Source organism: Candidatus Poriferisodalis sp. (assembly GCF_965205175.1).
Classification (GTDB): Bacteria; Actinomycetota; Acidimicrobiia; order Acidimicrobiales; family Poriferisodalaceae; genus Poriferisodalis.
On record NZ_OZ242038.1, the window covers coordinates 1,363,266 to 1,381,242 of the forward strand.

18 protein-coding genes are annotated in these 17,977 nt (G+C 68.3%); 14 read left to right on the plus strand and 4 right to left on the minus strand.

The window, feature by feature from the left end:
- Positions 1-20: 20 nt before the first annotated feature.
- From ccsA to ACOGI4_RS06045, 10 genes are all read left to right on the plus strand, one after another.
- Positions 21-788, plus strand: coding sequence for a cytochrome c biogenesis protein CcsA (gene ccsA / locus ACOGI4_RS06000; protein ID WP_419843016.1), 768 nt, complete (start codon positions 21-23; stop codon positions 786-788).
- On the plus strand, positions 785-1,006 hold the full coding sequence (locus tag ACOGI4_RS06005) for a hypothetical protein (protein ID WP_419843017.1): 222 nt from the start codon (positions 785-787) through the stop codon (positions 1,004-1,006). The genes ccsA and ACOGI4_RS06005 overlap by 4 nt, the downstream gene beginning before the upstream one ends.
- Complete coding sequence (locus ACOGI4_RS06010; protein ID WP_419843018.1) at positions 999-1,562, plus strand: cytochrome c maturation protein CcmE; 564 nt, start codon at positions 999-1,001, stop codon at positions 1,560-1,562. Before ACOGI4_RS06005 ends, ACOGI4_RS06010 begins: the two co-directional genes overlap by 8 nt.
- On the plus strand, positions 1,559-3,616 hold the full coding sequence (locus ACOGI4_RS06015) for a heme lyase CcmF/NrfE family subunit (protein WP_419843019.1): 2,058 nt from the start codon (positions 1,559-1,561) through the stop codon (positions 3,614-3,616). Before ACOGI4_RS06010 ends, ACOGI4_RS06015 begins: the two co-directional genes overlap by 4 nt.
- Positions 3,617-3,629: 13 nt before the next feature.
- Positions 3,630-4,304, plus strand: a complete 675-nt coding sequence (locus tag ACOGI4_RS06020; RefSeq protein ID WP_419843020.1) for a TlpA family protein disulfide reductase — start codon at positions 3,630-3,632, stop codon at positions 4,302-4,304.
- 7 nt (positions 4,305-4,311) lie between these two features.
- Positions 4,312-5,571, plus strand: coding sequence for a cytochrome c-type biogenesis protein CcmH (locus ACOGI4_RS06025; RefSeq protein ID WP_419843021.1), 1,260 nt, complete (start codon positions 4,312-4,314; stop codon positions 5,569-5,571).
- A 263-nt stretch (positions 5,572-5,834) separates the two neighbouring features.
- Positions 5,835-8,075 carry a fibronectin type III domain-containing protein gene (locus ACOGI4_RS06030; RefSeq protein ID WP_419843022.1) on the plus strand — a complete coding sequence of 747 codons (2,241 nt, stop codon included), beginning with the start codon at positions 5,835-5,837 and terminating at the stop codon, positions 8,073-8,075.
- A gap of 564 nt (positions 8,076-8,639) precedes the next feature.
- Complete coding sequence (locus tag ACOGI4_RS06035; RefSeq protein ID WP_419843023.1) at positions 8,640-9,824, plus strand: Mrp/NBP35 family ATP-binding protein; 1,185 nt, start codon at positions 8,640-8,642, stop codon at positions 9,822-9,824.
- A complete protein-coding gene (locus ACOGI4_RS06040) occupies positions 9,821-11,440 on the plus strand; it encodes a protein adenylyltransferase SelO (protein ID WP_419843024.1) in 1,620 nt (539 codons plus the stop codon). Before ACOGI4_RS06035 ends, ACOGI4_RS06040 begins: the two co-directional genes overlap by 4 nt.
- A gap of 39 nt (positions 11,441-11,479) precedes the next feature.
- Positions 11,480-11,806 carry a TM2 domain-containing protein gene (locus tag ACOGI4_RS06045; protein WP_419843025.1) on the plus strand — a complete coding sequence of 109 codons (327 nt, stop codon included), beginning with the start codon at positions 11,480-11,482 and terminating at the stop codon, positions 11,804-11,806.
- On the opposite strand, the gene ACOGI4_RS06050 is transcribed toward ACOGI4_RS06045, so the two are convergent.
- Together ACOGI4_RS06050 and ACOGI4_RS06055 are read right to left on the minus strand one after the other, a co-directional pair.
- Entirely contained in the window at positions 11,803-12,426 is a 624-nt protein-coding gene (locus ACOGI4_RS06050; protein WP_419843148.1) for a hypothetical protein, read from the minus strand. The genes ACOGI4_RS06045 and ACOGI4_RS06050 overlap by 4 nt on opposite strands.
- Positions 12,392-13,111: a uracil-DNA glycosylase gene (locus ACOGI4_RS06055; protein WP_419843026.1), complete on the minus strand. Its 720-nt coding sequence runs from the start codon at positions 13,109-13,111 to the stop codon at positions 12,392-12,394. The genes ACOGI4_RS06050 and ACOGI4_RS06055 overlap by 35 nt, the downstream gene beginning before the upstream one ends.
- A gap of 34 nt (positions 13,112-13,145) precedes the next feature.
- Here ACOGI4_RS06055 and ACOGI4_RS06060 point away from each other — a divergent pair, with 34 nt between their 5' ends.
- Genes ACOGI4_RS06060 through ACOGI4_RS06070 form a run of 3 tightly spaced genes read left to right on the plus strand, consistent with a single transcriptional unit; the run spans position 13,146 to position 15,057 of the window.
- Positions 13,146-13,784, plus strand: coding sequence for an MSMEG_4193 family putative phosphomutase (locus tag ACOGI4_RS06060; protein WP_419843027.1), 639 nt, complete (start codon positions 13,146-13,148; stop codon positions 13,782-13,784).
- Positions 13,781-14,305, plus strand: coding sequence for a DUF3090 family protein (locus ACOGI4_RS06065; RefSeq protein ID WP_419843028.1), 525 nt, complete (start codon positions 13,781-13,783; stop codon positions 14,303-14,305). Before ACOGI4_RS06060 ends, ACOGI4_RS06065 begins: the two co-directional genes overlap by 4 nt.
- A gap of 2 nt (positions 14,306-14,307) precedes the next feature.
- Positions 14,308-15,057 carry an SCO1664 family protein gene (locus ACOGI4_RS06070; RefSeq protein ID WP_419843029.1) on the plus strand — a complete coding sequence of 250 codons (750 nt, stop codon included), beginning with the start codon at positions 14,308-14,310 and terminating at the stop codon, positions 15,055-15,057.
- Positions 15,058-15,084: 27 nt separating this feature from the next.
- Here the strand turns inward: ACOGI4_RS06070 and ACOGI4_RS06075 are convergent, their stop codons facing one another.
- Together ACOGI4_RS06075 and ACOGI4_RS06080 are read right to left on the minus strand one after the other, a co-directional pair.
- Complete coding sequence (locus ACOGI4_RS06075; RefSeq protein WP_419843030.1) at positions 15,085-16,047, minus strand: electron transfer flavoprotein subunit alpha/FixB family protein; 963 nt, start codon at positions 16,045-16,047, stop codon at positions 15,085-15,087.
- Between the two features lie 21 nt (positions 16,048-16,068).
- Entirely contained in the window at positions 16,069-16,848 is a 780-nt protein-coding gene (locus tag ACOGI4_RS06080) for an electron transfer flavoprotein subunit beta/FixA family protein (protein WP_419843031.1), read from the minus strand.
- 142 nt (positions 16,849-16,990) lie between these two features.
- Here ACOGI4_RS06080 and ACOGI4_RS06085 point away from each other — a divergent pair, with 142 nt between their 5' ends.
- Positions 16,991-17,929, plus strand: coding sequence for a diacylglycerol/lipid kinase family protein (locus tag ACOGI4_RS06085; protein WP_419843032.1), 939 nt, complete (start codon positions 16,991-16,993; stop codon positions 17,927-17,929).
- The last annotated feature ends 48 nt before the right edge of the window (positions 17,930-17,977 follow it).

Consider the following 17,977-nt stretch of genomic DNA (forward strand, 5'->3'; position numbering starts at 1 on the left):
GTCATGAAGCCGGGCGCACGATGACCGCGACGGTGGCGACACGGGTGCTGGGCGTGGTCGCGATTGCTGCGACCGGAGTGATGGCGCTGCTGGCGCTGTGGACGTCGCCGGCCGATGTCGTCCAGGGCGATGCCGTGCGCCTCCTGTACGTCCACGTGCCTTCGATCTGGGTGGCCTACGGCAGCTTCGTGCTGACGGCCTTCGCCAGCGCATTGGTGCTGTGGCAAACTCGCAGCGGCCAAGGCGGCGCCGAGGGCGAGCTGGTCGACCGCGCGGCGCGCCGATGGGACCGCACCGCCGGCGCCGCAGCCGAGCTGGGTGTGCTGTTCACCGCCCTCACGCTTGCGACCGGCTCGCTGTGGGGGAAGGTGACCTGGGGCACCTACTGGCAGTGGGACGCGAGGCTCACTACGACCGTGCTGCTGTTCGTGACCTACCTCGGGTACTTGGCCTTGCGTCGGCTCCCGACGGAGTCACGTGCTCGGGCGCGCAGATGCGGCGTGATGGCGCTCATTGCCGTGGTCAACCTGCCGATCGTCCACTACTCGGTGGACTGGTGGCGCACGCTGCATCAAGAGGGCAGTTTGAGCCTGCGGCCCGGCGGCGACCTCAACATCTCCGGCGAGATGCTCTGGACGCTGCTGTACTCGTTCGCCACCTTCACCGTCGTCGCGGTGTGGACCGGCATTCACCGCTACCGGGTGCTGCGCATCGAGGAGCTGGCTGAGGAGGCATCGTTGACTGAGCTGCTCTCCCAGCGTCGAAGCGAGCAAGCGGCCGGCCGGTGACGCACGCGGCCAATGTGATCGCGGGCTATGCGTTGTCGGCGGCGGCAACCTCGGCCTATGTCGTGTGGGTCTTTCACCGCAGCCGCAAGCTGGGCCGACAGCTGGGCATCGGCTCGGAGACGCCGCCCGCTGCGCGACCCGTCTCAGCACCTCCCGACAATGACGCCAGTGCGACGGCGGTCTCGATGAGCGACTCCGCGGCTGAGCTGCATGACTGACCTCAGTCCCCGGCGCCCGCTCGGCGCACCGGGTGATCGTGCTGCTGCACGCCGGCAGCTGGGGCGCCAGCGCAAGGCCGTGATCGTCACGGTGGTGCTGGTGCTGCTCATCGCGGGCGGCGCAGCAACCGTTGCCGGACTGCGCAATGCCACGCTGTTCTTTCGCAATGCCGACGAGGCCATCGCGGCGCGCAGCGAACTCGGCGACCGCCGCTTTCGCCTGCAAGGACGTGTCGTGCCGGCTTCGGTGGCCGTCGACGGCGGCGTGACCGTCTTCGAGGTGATCCACAACTGCGCCTCGGTATCGGTGCGTCACACGGTGGATCCCCCGGACCTGTTCGAGTCGCCGTGGATTCCGGTGGTGCTCGAAGGCCGCTGGGTGGCAGGCGACGTAGTGACCGTGTCCGGTGCTGACACCCACTTCTTTGCCAGCGACAACATGCTCGTGAAGCACACCAACGAGTACGAGGCAGCCAACGCAGATCGCCTCGACGATCCGGCCGCGCCGCCCGAGAGCTTCCTCGACGACTGCCCCTTCGAGGTTCCTCGGCTGTGATCTCCCTGCTGGGCACGCTCGGCGTGGCGGTGGGCCTCGTCAGCTCGCTCGGTGGCGCAATGACGCTGATCGCTGCGAGGGTGCTGGGCCGGCCCGAACGCTGTCGTGGGGTGCTGGCGTGGGTCGCGGCCATGGCCGCCGGCGCTGCGCTGGCCGTGGGCGCCATGGAGTTCGCCCTGCTGCGCGACGACTTCTCGCTGGCGTATGTGGCGCGCAACTCCACCGTCGCCACGCCGTTCGTGTACAAGATCGCGACGCTGTGGGGCGCGCTCGAAGGCTCCATCTTGTTGTGGGCGCTGGTGCTGTGCGGCTATGTCGGCGCCGCAGCGTGGCGGTTCCGTGCTCGCACTGCAGAGCCGACGGTTGCCTGGGCGCTGGCGGTGATGCTGGGCGTGTGCGTCTTCTTCTTTGCGCTGCTGGCGGGCCCGGCCAATCCGTTCGCCACGCTGTCCGATCGGCCCGCGGACGGCGGCGGCCTGAATCCGCTGCTGCGCAACCATCCGCTGATGGCCATTCACCCCGTCATGCTGTACCTCGGCTATGTGGGCTTCACGGTGCCGTTCGGGTTTGCCGTGGCAGCGCTGCTGACGGGTCGCGTCGACGGCGGCTGGCTGGCCGACATGCGCCGGTGGACGCTCGTCGCCTGGGGCTGTTTGGGTGCGGGCATCCTGCTGGGCGCCTGGTGGTCCTATGAGGTGCTGGGCTGGGGCGGCTACTGGGCGTGGGACCCGGTCGAGAACGCTTCGCTGCTGCCGTGGCTGACTGCCACAGCGTTCGTGCATTCGCTCATTACCCAGCAGCGCCGCCAGATGCTGCGGGTGTGGAGCCTGTCGCTGCTCATCATCACGTTCGCGTTGACGATCTTCGGCACGTTCCTCACGAGGTCGGGCGTGCTCGAATCGGTACACGAGTTCAGCGAGTCGTCGCTGGGGCCGATTCTGCTGGCGTTCTTCGCGCTGATTGTGCTCAGCGGCGTGTTGCTGGTGGCGTGGCGCGGCGAGGCGCTGCGCAGTCCGGCGAGCTTGGGCTCGATCTGGTCCCGCGAGGGATCGTTCCTGGGGAACAATCTGCTGTTCGCCGTCGCCGCCTTCGTCGTGATGCTCGGCACGGTGTTTCCGCTGCTGGCCGAGGCAGTCTCCGCGGAGCGTCTCGCCGTCGGCCGTCCCTACTTCGACCGAATGCTGGCACCGGTCGGGATCGCGCTGCTGGCGCTCATGGCGTTGTCGCCGGCGCTGAACTGGCGCGGCACCCCGGCGGAACTGCGCTCGAAGCGGCTGCTGTGGCCAGCGGCGGCTGGGGCGTTGACCATGGTGATGTCGCTGTGGGCGGGCGCGCACGGCCTGTGGCAGGTGCTGGCGTTGGGCATGGGCGGTTTCGTCATCGGCAGCGCCGTGCGGCTGTTGTGGCTGGGCGTGCGGCGCAACGGCTGGCGCGGACTGGTGGGCCGCACCGGCGGCGGCATGATCGCCCACATCGGCATCGGCGTGATCGCGTTCGGTTTCGTCGCGTCGAGCGCATACGGCTCGACCGGCGAGTTCACGCTTTCGCCGGGCGAATCCGGCGTGGTGGCCGGCCGCGAGGTCACCTACCTGGGCCTGACCGACGCCGTCGAGAACGGCAACCGGGTCGTGCGCGCGCGCGTGGACATCGGTGGCCGCGGTGTCTTTGAGCCGGCAGTGACGCGATTTGCCGAGTTCGGCCAGCCGATCTCGACCCCTTCGGTGGCCACGAGCCTGATCGACGACGTGTACTTGTCGCTGGCGACCATTCCCGACGAAGGCAGCGACGAGGTGGCGCTGCGTGTGCTCATCAAGCCGCTGGTTGCATGGATGTGGCTGGGCGGCGCGGTGCTGGTGCTCGGCATCGCCGTAGCGCTGGTGCCGCATCGCATCGGTACGCGGCGTCTAGGGAAACACGGCGGCCACGAACAGCAGCGCGCCGCCGCGACCAAGGACAGCCCTGACATCAGCGCCGACATCAGCCCCTCCGGCAACCCTGCCGACCGTGCCGAGGTCAGCGCCGAGGACAGCTCGAGGGTGTTGGGCACCCGATGAGCTGGGCCGCGAGGTGAACGACGGCGACCTGCACGACGAGCCACGCCACTCCTGGGTGTTGCTCGCCTCGGTGCTGTTCGGCCTGGTCGCGGCCGGCTTGATTGCCTTGCTGGCGACGCGGGACGCCGACGGCGGGGGCATCAGCGTGGCCAGTCCGCTCCTCGGCGAGCTGGTGCCGCCGCTGCGCGGCGAGCTCATCTGGCCTCCGGCCCTCGATGACAGACAGGACGCGTCCACGTTGCCGGGCGTGCGCATCGGCCGCGATGGCCTGACGAGCTTCGACATCGACGCGGTGGGACCACTGTCGTCGAGGCCGAGGTGGGTGCTGGTCAACTTCTTTGCCTCGTGGTGTGTGCCCTGCGAGCGCGAGCATCCGGCGTTGGAGACGTGGGCGGCTCGCCGTCGCGACGACGGCGTCGTGGTCGCCGTGCCCTTCGGCGACCGCACCGAAGATGCGGTGGCCTTCTACGAGCGCTTGGGTGGCGAGTGGCCGGTCATGGCCGATCCCGATTCCCGCTGGGCGGTCGAGTTCGGCGTGCTGCGACCGCCCGAGTCGTTCCTGATCACGCCCGGCGGCATCGTGGCGGCACGCTGGCAGGGTCAGATCAGCGCGGACGATCCTGATGCGGTCATTGCTGCATTGGTGAGCGCTGCCGACGCGGACGCCGCGCCGCAGTCCGGCCGATGAGCCCGCCATGAGCAGCGCCGATTCGGCCGACGGCGAGGCGTCGGCGAAGACCCGTCGAACGGCGCGACGTGTCGGCTGGCTCGTCATCGCGGCGGTGACCGTGGCGGCGGCGGTTGCAGCGGCCACGGCGTCGCGCACGCCGGCCACCGAGGCGGAGCGGGCCTACCGCCTCAAGGAGGCGACGCTGTGCCCAGTCTGCGACGGCCAGAGCGTGCTGGAGTCGAATGCTCCCGCGGCGGCCGCCATGCGCCGACAGATCGACCTGTGGGTGGACGCAGACCGCAGCGATGCCGAGATCCGGGCAGATCTCGCCGCTGCGTACGGCGACGACGTCAACGCCTTGCCGTCGGGGGAAGGGGTGGGCACGTTGGTGTGGGCGCTGCCGATTGCCGCGTTCGCAGCCGCGGCAGCAGGGCTATGGGTCGCCGTCCGCCGCTGGCGGGTTCAAGAGGCCGGCGGCGCGACCGAGTCAGGCGCAGGTGACGCGACCGAGCCGCAGCGCCGCTCTGCGCGCAAGCGCCGGACGCGTCTGGCCTCGGTCGTCACGGTCAGCTCGCTGGTGGTGATCGGCGCGCTGGCAGGCGTGGCGGTAGCTCGATCTGCGGGGCTGCGCCTGTCCGGTGAGACCGTCTCCGGCGACATCGACCGTTCGGCTCGTTCGCTGCTGGTGGACGCGCAGCGGCAGTTTGCCGCCAACCAGCTGGACGAAGCCCGTGCCACGTTGGAAGAAGTCTTCCGGCTCGACCGTGACCTGCGAGGCGCACGCGTGCTGTCGGCTCGGCTGCACCTGCGCCAGTGCGAGTCCCTGGCAGCGCAAGGATCAGGCGGCGCGCAGGGCGCGGACGGTTCGCAAGACCTCGACAGCGACAACAGCGCCGTCGAGGCCGACGACGCACTCGGCGCAGGCTGCGAACTGCAGTCAGCGCTGGAGGACCTTGACCGTGTGCTGACAGCCGATCCTCGCGATGCCGAGGCGCTGGCGCTGCGGGGCTGGCTGCTGGTGCGCATCCCGGACCGGGAGCTGATCGCTGCGGGCCTTGCGTCGCTGGACGCTGCGGTCGCGTTGAACCCCGGCGAGTTCGATCCATTCGTGTTCCGCGGCTACGCGGCCCGCTTCATCGAGGGCGACCTGCCGGGAGCGATCGGCTACTACCAAGCCGCGCTCGAGCGCGGCCCCCCGCCCGCTATGGCCGCAGCGCTCAACAGCGCCATTGCCGAAATGCGGGCCGAACAAGTCCAGCAGTCGCTGTCCGATGTCGGCGGCTAGCTGTGTTGCACCTTGCTGGGTGAGTAGTCTACCCGTCGTGTTGAAGGCACCATGCGACAGCGATCCGTCGGCGGCTAGTTCGATGCTAGGTGTTGGTCGTCTCCGGCGTTTGGTGAGCGGCTGCCGCGGGGGGGGGTCGGTGCGTAGTTGAGCGGCGGCGTGCTGCTGTTGGGGGCGGTGGTGCGTTGTGGGGACTGCTGTCGGTTGTTGTTGCGGGGTGGGTGGTGGTGTTGGTGCCGTCGGTTGTTGGGGGTCAGGGTTCGGTGCCGGCGAAGCCGGAGAATTTTGTGATTGCTCCGGCTGTGGGCGGGTTGCGGGCGTATTGGGTGAATCCGGACGATGCGTCGATCACGAAGTATCAGTACGTGGTGGCTCCTTCTTCGGGGAGCGGCGCGTCGGCGGCGGCGCGGGATTCGACGGCGTGGGTGGACATGTCTGGTTCGGGCGCGTCGACGACGTCGTTCTTGCTGCCGGCGTCAGCAGGGAGTTATGTGAAGATTCGGGCGGTGAACGCGAACGGACCGGGCCCGCAGACAGGTTTGGAGTCCGGCACGCCGGGCATGTCGAGCAATGTGATCGGGGTGTCGTTGGCGCCTGCGCAGGTGCGTGAGGGCAATGCGGGTCGCACCGATGTGACGTTGTCGGTGACGTTGCCGTCTCCGGCGCCGACGGAGGGCCGGGTGGTGACTGTAAATCGCCTGTCGCAGAACTCGGCGTTGGCCAGCACGTTGACGGGGAACGGGAATGTCACGCCGGCGACGTCGTGTTCGGCGCCGAGTCCAGCGCACGCTGACGTATGTTGGCCGAACGGGTACACGATCACGATTGCGTCGGGGCAGAGCACGGGTTCATTGGTGTTCAGTGTGCTGGGGGACACCACTCAGGAGAACAAGCGCGAGGTGCTGTATCTGTATCCGAATTACGGCAGCATTTTCGCGCGAGTGGGAGGGTCGGCGGTGTTGGAGGTGCTTGACGACGACGGCGCCAACGCACCCACCACCACGACAACTACGACGACCACCACTACGACTACGACGACCACGACAACATCGACGACCACCACTACGACTACGACGACCACGACCACTACGACGACTACTACGACGGCGCCGACTACGACCAGCACGACGACTGCGGCGGGGGTGCCTGCGAAGCCGTCGGGGTTGTCGTTCAGTCGGCGTGGCAGCACGAATACGTTTGATGCGTCGTGGACGAATCCGAATGACGTGACGATCAATCGGTGGGCGTATCGGTGGGAGTATCCGGGTGGGTCGAAGTCCACGTGGAGGAATGTGCCGAGTTCGGGCAGTTCGACGACGTCGTTGGCGTTCGGTCCGGTGTCGGGGATTACTGATGGCAGGTGGCGGTTGCAGATTCGGGCTCGTAATCCGTCCGGCTGGGGGCCGGTGTCGGACTGGGCGTCGCATACCGTCGGCGCCACCACAACGACAACTTCCACTACCACGACCACCACGACCACCACGACTACGGCACCGCCGACGACGACGACGACCACTACGACGACGACGGCACCGCCGACTACGACTACGACAACCACCACCACGACTACGACAACCACTACGACGACGGCGCCGACGACTACGACTACGACGACCACTACGACATCGCCGACCACGACGACTGCTGCGACGACCACGACGACTTCGACGACTGCTGCGACGACCAGCACGACGACGACGGCGGCGCCGCGGTCTTCGTCGGGAGGAGGCTCCGGCGGTGGGGGCGGCTCTGGCGGTTCGGGTGGTTCTGGTGGTGTGGTGGTGTCTGGGAGGCCGTGGCAGCCGTCGGGGGTGCGGGTCGTGTCGGGCGGCGGTGTGCTGTTGGTGTCGTGGTCGGTGCCGGGGGGCGGTGCTTGTGAGGCGTCGGGGTTTCTGGTGCGGGTCCGAGAACGGTCGAGTGATGGCGGGTCGGGTGTGGGGCGTGTGGTGGCGGAGTCGCTGGTGCTGTCGGGCACCACGAGCTGGCTGGTGACCGGCCTTGACCCCGGGGTGAGCTACACCGCGGAGGTGCTGGCGTACAGTGCTGTGTGCTGGAGTTTTTCGCTGCCGGTGACGCGCGCGTTTACTGTGACCGCGGCGGGCAGGCCGCCGGTTCCGCCGGGGCGTCCGTTGATGAGCCCGATGCCGGTGCGAGAACTGAAAGTGGACACCGGCAAGCCGGGTCGGGTGACGGTCACCTGGACGAAACCCGCGGCCATGCCCGATGTGCAGCGTGATGTGCGTTGCGCGTACACCCGTGCGGGTGTGCCGCATTGGGTGAAGACCGTCCGTTACGCCTATGAGGTGCGCAATGTGACCACCGGCGAACGCGTGGGGGCGGGCGCCTTCGAGTCCGCCGGCCCCGCTCTCACTCGCACCGTGAGTCTCACCGGCCATGCGGCAGGCGCCGGTTATCGGCTGCGGGTCAGCGTTGTCGCCTATTCGGAGACTTGCAAGCGCTGGTCCGCGATACGCCGTGTCTTCTGGTGGACCAAAGCTCCTTAGCCGCAGTCGTCAGCCGCGCCGCCCGAGCATGCCGCGCGGCAGCCGCAGCCCAAAACTCGACAGGTCGCCGCCACCACCGCGAGCCTCCAACGAGCGAGCGGCGAATGATCGCACCAACCAAGGCGGAACGCGAGCACGCAAGCCGCGGGTACTGGGCATCGCCCATTGTTTGCGGCGAGTGAACTCACCGGCGAGGGCGGGGTGTGGGCAGGGGCCTCCGCGCGCAGTTCTGCGACGCCACCCACCCCGCGCGTTCAACAGGTGCGTCGCAGCTGTTTGAGCACTGAGGCCCCTGCCCACGCTCCGCCCGGACGAGACACAACTGTCAGACGTGCCGTCACGCACCCCGCGCGTTCAGCAATGGCGTCGCAGCTGTTTGAGCACGGAGGCCCCTGCCCGCACCCCGCCCGGACATGACGTTGCTGGAGGCATCGGCGGCGCAGCTGTTGGGGCACGGAGGCCCCTGCCCGCACCCCGCCCGGACAAGACACGGCCGGCAGCTACGACGCCACCCGCGCCAGTAGCGTGCCAATCCAGCGAACCGCAGCGAGTGAAGGGCAGCGGGTGAAGGGCAAGCGTCGAAGGTCAGCCGCCAACGGCGGGCCGGCCGCCATCACCGATCAGCAGCTCGCCGCCGTGGTGGCGGAGGTGACCGATCCCGAGCTGCGCCGGCCCATCGGCGAGATGGGCATGCTGCGGGCCGCCGCAGTGGCGGGGCGCGCTGCGCAGGTGCTCGTTGCCCTGCCGTCGACTGACTGGCCCGCAGCGGGTCATGTGTCGCACGCCGTCAGCGAGGCAGGGTGCTCCATTGAGGGCATCGACGACGTGGTCGTGGAGTTCACGGTCATGGACGAGGCCGAGCAGTCGGCGCTGCGGGCTCAGCTCATCGGCGATCCGGCGGCTACTGCGGGCACCCACGCAGGCCACGGCCATGCCGAGGGCCGGGCGGTGCCGTTCGCGCAGCCAGGCAACAAGACCCGTGTGCTGCTGGTTGCCAGCGGCAAGGGCGGTGTCGGCAAGTCCAGTGTGACGGTCAATCTCGCGATCGCGCTGGCTCAACGCGGCACCCGCACCGCAGTCATCGACGCCGACGTGTGGGGTTTCTCGATACCGCGGATGCTCGGCGTGAGCCGCCCGCCGACCGTGATCGACCAGATGGTGGTGCCCACGCAGGCGCACGGCGTGCGCTGCATGTCTATGGGGTTCTTTGCCCGCGAGGATCAGCCGGTGATCTGGCGCGGCCCGATGCTGCACAAGGCGCTGGAGCAGTTCCTGACCGACGTCTTCTGGGACGAGCCAGACCACCTGCTCATCGACCTGCCGCCGGGCACCGGTGACATTTCGCTGTCGCTCGCGCAGTTCCTGCCCCGCTCCGAGCTGTTGGTGGTGACCACGCCGCAGCTCGCCGCCCAGAAGGTCGCGCAGCGCGCCGCGCACATGGCTGGGCGCGTCAACCTGCAGGTGCGGGCGGTGATCGAGAACATGAGCTGGTTCACCGGCGACGACGGCAAGCGCTACGAGCTGTTCGGCGCCGGAGGCGGCCAAGCGCTGGCCGACGAACTGGGGGTGCCGCTGCTCGGCCAAGTGCCGCTCGTGCCGCAGTTGCGTGAGGGAGGCGACGAGGGGATGCCGATCACCGCAGTAGCACCCGACAGCGAGGCTGCCGGCGTCTTCGCCGAGATGGCGCGCCTGCTCTGTGAGCAGCATCTGCCGACTCGTCGCTACAACGAAGGGCTCAAGCTGCTGTGAGCGCCGCGGGCACTGAACCGCCGATCACCTCGCTGGTCGAACTGCGCTTCGACAATCGCTTCACCGCAGCACTGCCGGCCGACCCGAAGGCCACCAACGAACGCCGCCAGGTGACGGCCGCCTGCTACTCGCGGGTGGTGCCGACGCCGGCCCCCGCGCCTCGTCTGCTCGCGTACAGCACCGAGATGGCCGAACAGCTCGGCCTCGACGCCGAGCTAGTACACGGCCCGCAGTTCGCTGCGGTGTTTTCGGGCAGCACGCTGCTTGCGGGCATGGATCCCCACGCCCACTGCTATGGCGGCCACCAATTCGGCTCGTGGGCGGGACAGCTGGGCGACGGCCGGGCCATCGCCCTCGGCGAAGTCGTGGACCGCAACGGCCTGCACCAGACCCTGCAGCTGAAGGGGGCCGGGCCGACGCCGTACTCGCGCACTGCCGACGGGCTTGCTGTGCTGCGCAGTTCGGTGCGGGAGTTCCTGTGCAGCGAAGCCATGATGCACCTCGGCGTACCCACGACGAGGGCGCTGAGCCTCGTGGGGACCGGCGCCATGGTCATGCGCGACATGCTCTACGACGGGAACCCAGCACCCGAGCCCGGGGCTGTGGTGTGCCGGGTAGCGCCATCGTTCGTGCGGTTCGGCAACTTCCAGATCTTCGCTGCGCGTGACGACCTCGGCACGCTGCGCAGGCTGGCTGACTTCGTCATCGAAGCCGACTTCGCTCGTTTGGGCGAGCTTCCGGTGCCCGATCGGTACGTGCAGTTCTTCGCGGAGGTCGTGCGCTCGACGGCCCACATGGTGTGCGAGTGGATGCGGGTGGGCTTCGTTCACGGGGTGATGAACACCGACAACATGTCGATCCTGGGCCTCACTATCGACTACGGCCCCTACGGCTGGCTGGACGACTACGACCCGGACTGGACCCCGAACACCACCGACGCTGCGCACCGCCGTTACCGCTTCGGCACCCAGCCGGCTGTTGCGCAATGGAACCTCATGCAGCTCGCCAATGCGCTGTACCCGCTGGTCGGCGCGCCCGAGGGTCTGCAGACGGCGCTGGACGGCTACGTGCAGTGCTACGAGCAGTTGTGGTCGGCGATGATGGCCGCGAAGCTCGGCTTGCCTGCGCTCGACACCGACGGTGATCGGAAGCTGGCCACCGGTGTGCTGGAGGTGTTGCAGCTAGTGGAGACCGACATGACCGTGTTCTGGAGGCGCCTCGCCGAGGTGTCAACTGCCGAAGCGATCGCGCCCGAAGAGCGCATCGCACCGCTCGCTGAGGCGTGGTATCGGCCGTCGGAGGTCAGCGACGAACATCGTGCGACGATGAGCGAATTCGTCGAACGCTACGCCGCGAGGCTGCGCGCGCTCGGCATCGCGGACGCAGCGCGGGCCGAGGCGATGAATCGGGTGAATCCGCGCTACGTCTTGCGCAACTACCTGGCGCAGATGGCAATCGACAGCGCTACTGAGGGTCGGCCCGAAGCCATCGGTGAGCTGCTCGAGGTAATGCGCCGGCCCTATGACGAACAGCCCGGCCGCGAGGCTTACGCCGCGCTGCGTCCCGACTGGGCTCGCACCGCAGTCGGCTGCAGTCAGCTCTCCTGCAGCTCCTGATGCCCACGAACGTGACGCAATCCGGACGAAGAGAAAACCATGGACATCGACGAAGCACAGGTCATCAGCCTGAAGTCGAATCTTTCGAGCGAAGAACGGCTGCAGTTCGATGCTCAGTACGCAGCTAGGCGCAAGAAACCATGGGTAGCGCTGCTGGCAAGTTTGCTGCTGGGCATGCTGGGTATTGACCGCTTCTATATCGGTCACATCGGTCTAGGAGCCGCCAAGTTGCTGACGTTCGGCGGTGCGGGACTTTGGGCAATCGTCGATTGGTTTCTCATCGTGGGAGCAACTCGCAGGGCGAATACAGATGTGGCGATTCATGTACATGCTCGTGTCGTTCAGCTGCGCCCGTCAGACAACTAGATGCACTGGTTGATGAATTCGGCAATGGCGGGTTGCACCTCGTTGCTCGCTAGGTAGTCGCCGAGTCGATGAGCCGGCACGACCTGCTGAGCACGGGCCAGCGAACAGGCGCACAAACTCTTCAGCCGGTCTGAGCCGGCAGAACACGCGTTCAAGTACTGCTGCTGACGGGCATCGGGCCACGCGGGCGGCGGTGCAGCCTCGCGACAGTCCACCAACGCAGTCGCCAGCTCCGGCGGGAACTCCAAGGCGCCCGACATGCGGTCCTCGAGCACTTCGAGGTCGGCAACAGCGAGGCCGCCTTCCATGCGGCGCGCAGCGCAGTGGCAGGGCCCCACGAGATCAGCACCGGCCACGCATGCGTCCATGAACGCCACGAGCGGTTCGATTGCCATCAGCGGCGGAGCGTCCGCACCGGATGTGGTCGGCGGCACGAGTGTTGCGGGGTTGCTGAGACCCGCGTCGGAAGGCGCCACGCCTTGGCGGTCGTTCGCCGGGGTCACGTCTGTGATGGTTGCCGAGCAGGCCAGCATGGCCGCAGTCGCCAACATCACAGCCACGGCACGCGCGGCCCGGTGCATCTGCTCAGGCGGGCGAGAGGTTCGCCAGCCGACGCGCATCGCGCAGCACCGTATCGACCCCTTCGGCGCTGAGGCGGCCGGTGAAGGTGTTCTGCTGGCTCGGATGGAACGAGCAGACGATGCGAGAGATGCCGGCCAGCGGTCTGGTGTCCTCGCCCGAGTCGCTGCTGGCGGGTACTTCGGCGACGGTGCCGTGACCGAAGCGCGGCCGGGGCCGCACGCCGCCGATGGCACACAGCACGGCGTAGGCGAAGCCGCCAAGCGCGACAGCGACGCGTGCGTTGGCGAGCAGCGCCAGCTCGCGTTCGAGATACGGCCGACAGGCGTCGCGTTCGCCTGGCGACGGCTTGTTGACCGGCGGCGCGCAGCGGACCGCAGCGGTGATGTACGCGTCGCTCAGCATCAGCCCGTCGTCGACACCTGCAGACGTGGGCTGGTTGGCGAAGCCGCAGCGGTGCAGCGCCGCGAACAGGAAATCACCGGAACGGTCGCCGGTGAACATCCGGCCAGTGCGGTTCGCGCCGTGTGCCGCCGGTGCCAGCCCGACGAGCACGACTGCAGCGAACGGATCGCCGAAGCCAGGCACGCCGCGGCCCCAGTAGTCCTGCTCGGCGAAAGCGGCCCGCTTGTCCGCGGCGGTCCTCTCGCGCCACGCCACCAGCCGGTCGCAGCGTCTGCATGCGGCGATCTCTTCACCCAGCCGTCGCAGGGCCTCAACGCTCACGCTGAGAGTGTGCCAGCCAAGTAGCTTCGTGCCGGTGCCGAGCCGACCTCGACCCACCCTGATGCTGTTCGTCCGTCACGGCCTGACACCGACTACCGGCGTCGAGCTGTACGGACGTCGACCCGGAGTTCACCTGTGCGAGGCCGGGCAGCAGCAGGCTGCGCGCGCAGCGGAGCGCATTGCCGCCGGAGGGCGCCAGGTGGCTGCGGTGTACGCCAGCCCATTGGAGCGCGCGCAGCAGACGGCGGGGCCGATTGCCAAAGCCCTCGGGCGTCGCGTGCGCACCCATGAGGGGCTGAACGAGGCGGACATGGGCACTTGGACCGGACGCCGGCTCGCAGAGCTGAGCAAGCTGGCGGCGTGGTCCCAGGTGCAGCGATACCCCAGCGGTTTCTGCTTCCCCGGCGGTGAGACGTTCCGCCAGATGCAGGTGCGCATCTGCGCGGCTGCGACCGAGCTGGCGGCACGCCATCGCGGCGCCACCGTGGTCGCGGTCAGCCACGCCGACCCCATCAAGGCGCTGGTGGCAGATGCCATGGGGACTCACCTCGACCTGTTCCAGCGGCTCGTGGTGTCGCCGTGCTCGGTGACGGCGATCCTCTATGGCGCTGACGGCCCTACCGTGCTGGCCGCCAACAGCACGGCTGACCTCACAGCATGGGCAGTGGCATGACTGACGACTTCGACTTGCGCGATCCCGACACGTTCGTAGCCGGCACGGTGGGGCCGCCCGGACGGCGGATCTTCTTCCTGCAGGCGACCGAGGCAGGACACGTCATCTCGCTCAAGCTGGAGAAAGCACAGGTCTGGGCACTGGCCAACCTGCTCCGAGAGCTGCTCCAAGGCGAGAATTACGACGGTCCTTCCGCCGATGTCGGCACGCTGGTCGAACCGGTCAGCGCGGCGTGGACCGTCGGCCGCCTCGCATCGGGACTCGACCCCGAAGGAAAGGTCATCGTGGTCATCGCCCACGAGATCGAAGACGACGAGATCGAAGACGACGACGCCGAACCCGAGTCTGGCCCAAGCGCAGAACACGAGATGGCCGATGAGGACCTCGAGCGTTCGGGCGGCCGCGCACGATTCCATCTCGACTACGCGATGGCGCTCGGCTTCGCTCAGCAAGCGGCGCTGCTCGTGGAGGAAGGGCGGAACTTCGGCATGCGCAACGGTCACCGTCCGCGCCGCAGCTGACGGTGCTGCCCCGCAGCGACGAGGGCGAGGCACTCACGCTGCCGGTCATCGCGGACCCGCCGACGCACCTCGCCTTGAGCGTGCTGAGCCAAGGGGACATCACGATCCTCGGGCGCATGCCCTACAGCAGCAACGCCACGTTCTTGGTGCGCATCGATCATCCCACCGCTTCCACTGCTGCGATCTACAAGCCCGCCAGAGGGGAGCGGCCGCTGTGGGACTTTCCCTCCGGTCTGTACCGGCGGGAAGTCGCGGCGTTCGAGCTGTCGCAGGCGTTGGGTTGGCGCATCATCCCGCCGACTGTCGAGCGGGACGGTCCGCTGGGGGTGGGTTCAGTGCAGTTGTTCATCGACGCTGATGTCGCCGAGCACTACTTCACGCTGGTTGCCGATCGTCGTCACCATGGCGATCTGCGGCGCATCTGCGCCTTCGATCTAGTCGCCAACAACACCGACCGCAAGTCCGGTCACTGCTTGGCGTCACGCTGGGGACCGATCTACGGCATCGATCAAGGCCTGTGCTTCGCGAGCGACTTCAAGCTGCGGACGGTCATCTGGGACTTCGGGGGCGAGCCGCTCGACGACGAGCTGCGCGCAGCGGTCGGCTTGGCCGCGGGTCCGCCGGAAGAACTTGCGCAGTGGCTGCGGCCAGACGAGCTTCGGGCGCTCGCAGAACGTGCCGAATGGCTCGCGGAGTTCGGCAGATTCCCCGAAGACGACGGCGGCCGCCGCTGGCCCTGGCCGCTGGTCTAGCCGGCGGCCGTTGGGAACAGCGCTGGTCTAGCGGGACTTGAGCGCCTCGATCAGCGCCGGCATCACCTTGTGCACGTCGCCCACGATGCCGAGGTCGGCCACTCCGAAGATCGGCGCCTCCGGGTCCTTGTTGATCGCAACGATGTTCTTGGCGCCCTTCATGCCCACCAAGTGCTGGGTGGCGCCGGAGATGCCGCAGGCGATGTAGACGTTCGGCTTCACCACCTTGCCGGTCTGGCCGACCTGCTTCGCATAGGGCACCCAGCCGGCGTCCACGATCGCGCGCGAGGCACCCGATGCTGCTCCCAGCAGGTCTGCGAGTTCCTCGACCATCGAGTACGCCTCTGGCTGGCCCAGCCCTCGACCGCCCGAGACGACCACGGCAGCGTCGTCGAGCTGCGGTCCGGAGCGCTCCTCGGCATGGCGACCGGTCACCCGTGCTCGTCCCGCTTCGCCGGGATCGACTGCGGCGACGCTCTCCACACCGGCGGCACCGCCGCCGCAGGGTTCGGCCTCGAAGCTCTTCGGTCGGAACATTGCCAGCGCAGGCGCGGGCGCTCGGTAGGCGGTGAACACGTTCTGTGTCCCGCCGAAGACCGGCTCCACGGTGACGAGCACCCCATCGCGGATCTCTGCACCGACATTGTTGGTGGACACCGGGCGGTCCGCCGAGACCGCCAGCCGGGCAGCCGCATCGCGTCCGTCGGTGGTCTGGCCGAAGAACACCGCATCGGGCGATGCGGTCTCCAGCAGCCGGGCGAGTGCCGCAGCGGCGTGGACGCCGATCAGCCCGTCGCCCCGTCCGTCGAGCGCGTACACGGTCGACACGCCGTGAGCACCCAGCTCGTCGGCCATCGCCTCGCCGTGTGCGGGCGCAAAGGCGGTGACGCGATCGGCCAGTGAGCGGGCCTTGGTGGCCAGCTCCAGCGTCAAGCCCGACGGGCCGTCCGCATCGCCTTCAGCGAAGAGCAGTATCTGTGCGAATGTCATGGCGATCGGTTCCCGTCAGGTTCAGATGATCTTGAGCTCGGCCAAGAACTCGACGACGTTGGCGTGCGCGTCGCCCTCGTCGGTGATGATCTCGCCGGCTTCTCGTTCGGGAGCGTCGGTCACCTCGACGGTTTCTTGACGAGCGCCCGCGGCGCCGACCGAAGCCGCGTCGATGCCGAGCGCCGCAAGGTCCTTGGCTTCCACCGGTTTCTTCTTGGCCGCCATGATCCCCTTGAAGGACGGATAGCGCGGCTCCACTACGCCCGCCGTCACGGACACGACGGCCGGAAGAGCGCATTCCACTTGGTCGAAGCCGTCCTCGGTCTGGCGCTGCACACTGGCAACGCCGTCGGCGATCTGGATCTGCTTCGCGAACGTGATCGACGGCAGCCCCATCACCCCGGCGATCATCTCAGGGACGGTGCCGGTGTACCCGTCGCTGGACTCGACGCCGGCCAGCACGAGGTCGGCTTCCAATTCGGCGATAGCAGCGCCGAGCACCTTGGCCGTGCCGAGAGCGTCGCTGCCGGCGAGCGCATCGTCACTGATGAGCACGGCGTCGTCGGCGCCCATGGCCAGAGCCGTCCTCAGTCCGCTGGTCTCCGAACGAGGCGCCATCGACACCAGCGACACGTGTCCGCCGTCGCCGGCCTCGGCGAGCTGCAGCGCCATCTCGACGCCGTAGGAGTCCGACTCGTCGAGAATCAGCTTGTCGTCCCGGTTCAGCGTCCATGTCTCGGGCACCAGCTGGCCGGGAATGGCCGGATCCGGAATCTGCTTGACGCACACAACGACCTTCATGGAGCGAGAGTCTGCCGACTCGCGCTCTGGTTGCCACACCGTGGTGCCACGCCGCCAGGCCGAACCGACGTGCTGTTCCGAATGCAGCCGAGTTCGCGACGGTCATGCGCTCGCAGGCTTGCCGCGGGGCGAGACTTGGGCAATGCGCGTCCTGCTGCTCGTCAACGACTCTGCCTCGTCGACGACGGCGCGGACACGGGTGCTGATTCACACGGCACTCTCACAGCGACACGACACCGAGGTGGCCTTCACCAACCGGCGAGATCACGCCGCTCGTCTGGCGCGCGGGGCGGCCGTGTCGGGCATCGGTGCAGTGGTGGTGCTGGGCGGCGACGGCACGCTCAACGAGGCGGCCAACGGCGTCGCGGGCACCGATTGCATTCTTGCTGCATTGCCCGGCGGCTCGACTAACGTCTTCGCGCGCACGATCGGCACGCCTGACGACCCACTGCTCGCAGTCCGAGCGGTGCTCGACGCACTCGAGTTCGGCAGTGTCACCTCGGCGGGCCTCGGACGCACCTTGGGCCGCTACTTCTTGTTTCACTGCGGCATGGGACTCGACGCCGACGTCGTCGAGCGGGTCGAACGGCATCCGACGCTCAAGCGGTATCTCGGCCACCCGCTGTTCCTGCTGGCCGCTGTCGAGGTGCTGGCGCGCCGTCGCGACCGACGAACGGGAATGCTGCGTGCGCAGGTCGACTCACCGGCGCCCGCGGCCATAGAGGGCTGCTTCGCGGTCATCGTGGCCAACACCGACCCGTACACCTATCTCGGCAGCCGCCCGGTCCGTGTAGCTCCCGCGGCGCAGCTGCACACCGGGCTGTCCGTCGTCGGATTGCGTTCGCTGCGGTTCACCGACGCGCTCGGGGTGCTCTCTGCGGTACTGCGTGCACACGGCAGCCTGGCCGCCGTGGACCCGAGCGTGGTACAGCGCATCGACGACGTACACGATGTCACTGTGGTGGGCTGTCGCCCCTTCGGCCGTCAGCTCGACGGCGACCACCTCGGCGCGGCGGACGTGTGCAGGCTCGAGTGGGTTCCCGACGTGCTGCAACTGGCCGTGCCGGTTCTGCCTCGGTGACCCAGCCGGCGGGACGAGCCGTCGCAGGGTTCAGCGCGCCGTTGAGGC

Bases quoted from the DNA above. Each gene is read 5' to 3' on its own strand.
- ccsA (WP_419843016.1), top strand. From the start codon at position 21: ATGACCGCGACGGTGGCGACACGGGTGCTGGGCGTGGTCGCGATTGCT.
- ACOGI4_RS06010 (WP_419843018.1), top strand. From the start codon at position 999: ATGACTGACCTCAGTCCCCGGCGCCCGCTCGGCGCACCGGGTGATCGT.
- ACOGI4_RS06025 (WP_419843021.1), top strand. From the start codon at position 4,312: ATGAGCAGCGCCGATTCGGCCGACGGCGAGGCGTCGGCGAAGACCCGT.
- ACOGI4_RS06045 (WP_419843025.1), top strand. From the start codon at position 11,480: ATGGACATCGACGAAGCACAGGTCATCAGCCTGAAGTCGAATCTTTCG.
- ACOGI4_RS06050 (WP_419843148.1), bottom strand. From the start codon at position 12,426: ATGCGCGTCGGCTGGCGAACCTCTCGCCCGCCTGAGCAGATGCACCGG.
- ACOGI4_RS06065 (WP_419843028.1), top strand. From the start codon at position 13,781: ATGACTGACGACTTCGACTTGCGCGATCCCGACACGTTCGTAGCCGGC.
- ACOGI4_RS06075 (WP_419843030.1), bottom strand. From the start codon at position 16,047: ATGACATTCGCACAGATACTGCTCTTCGCTGAAGGCGATGCGGACGGC.
- ACOGI4_RS06080 (WP_419843031.1), bottom strand. From the start codon at position 16,848: ATGAAGGTCGTTGTGTGCGTCAAGCAGATTCCGGATCCGGCCATTCCC.
- ACOGI4_RS06085 (WP_419843032.1), top strand. From the start codon at position 16,991: ATGCGCGTCCTGCTGCTCGTCAACGACTCTGCCTCGTCGACGACGGCG.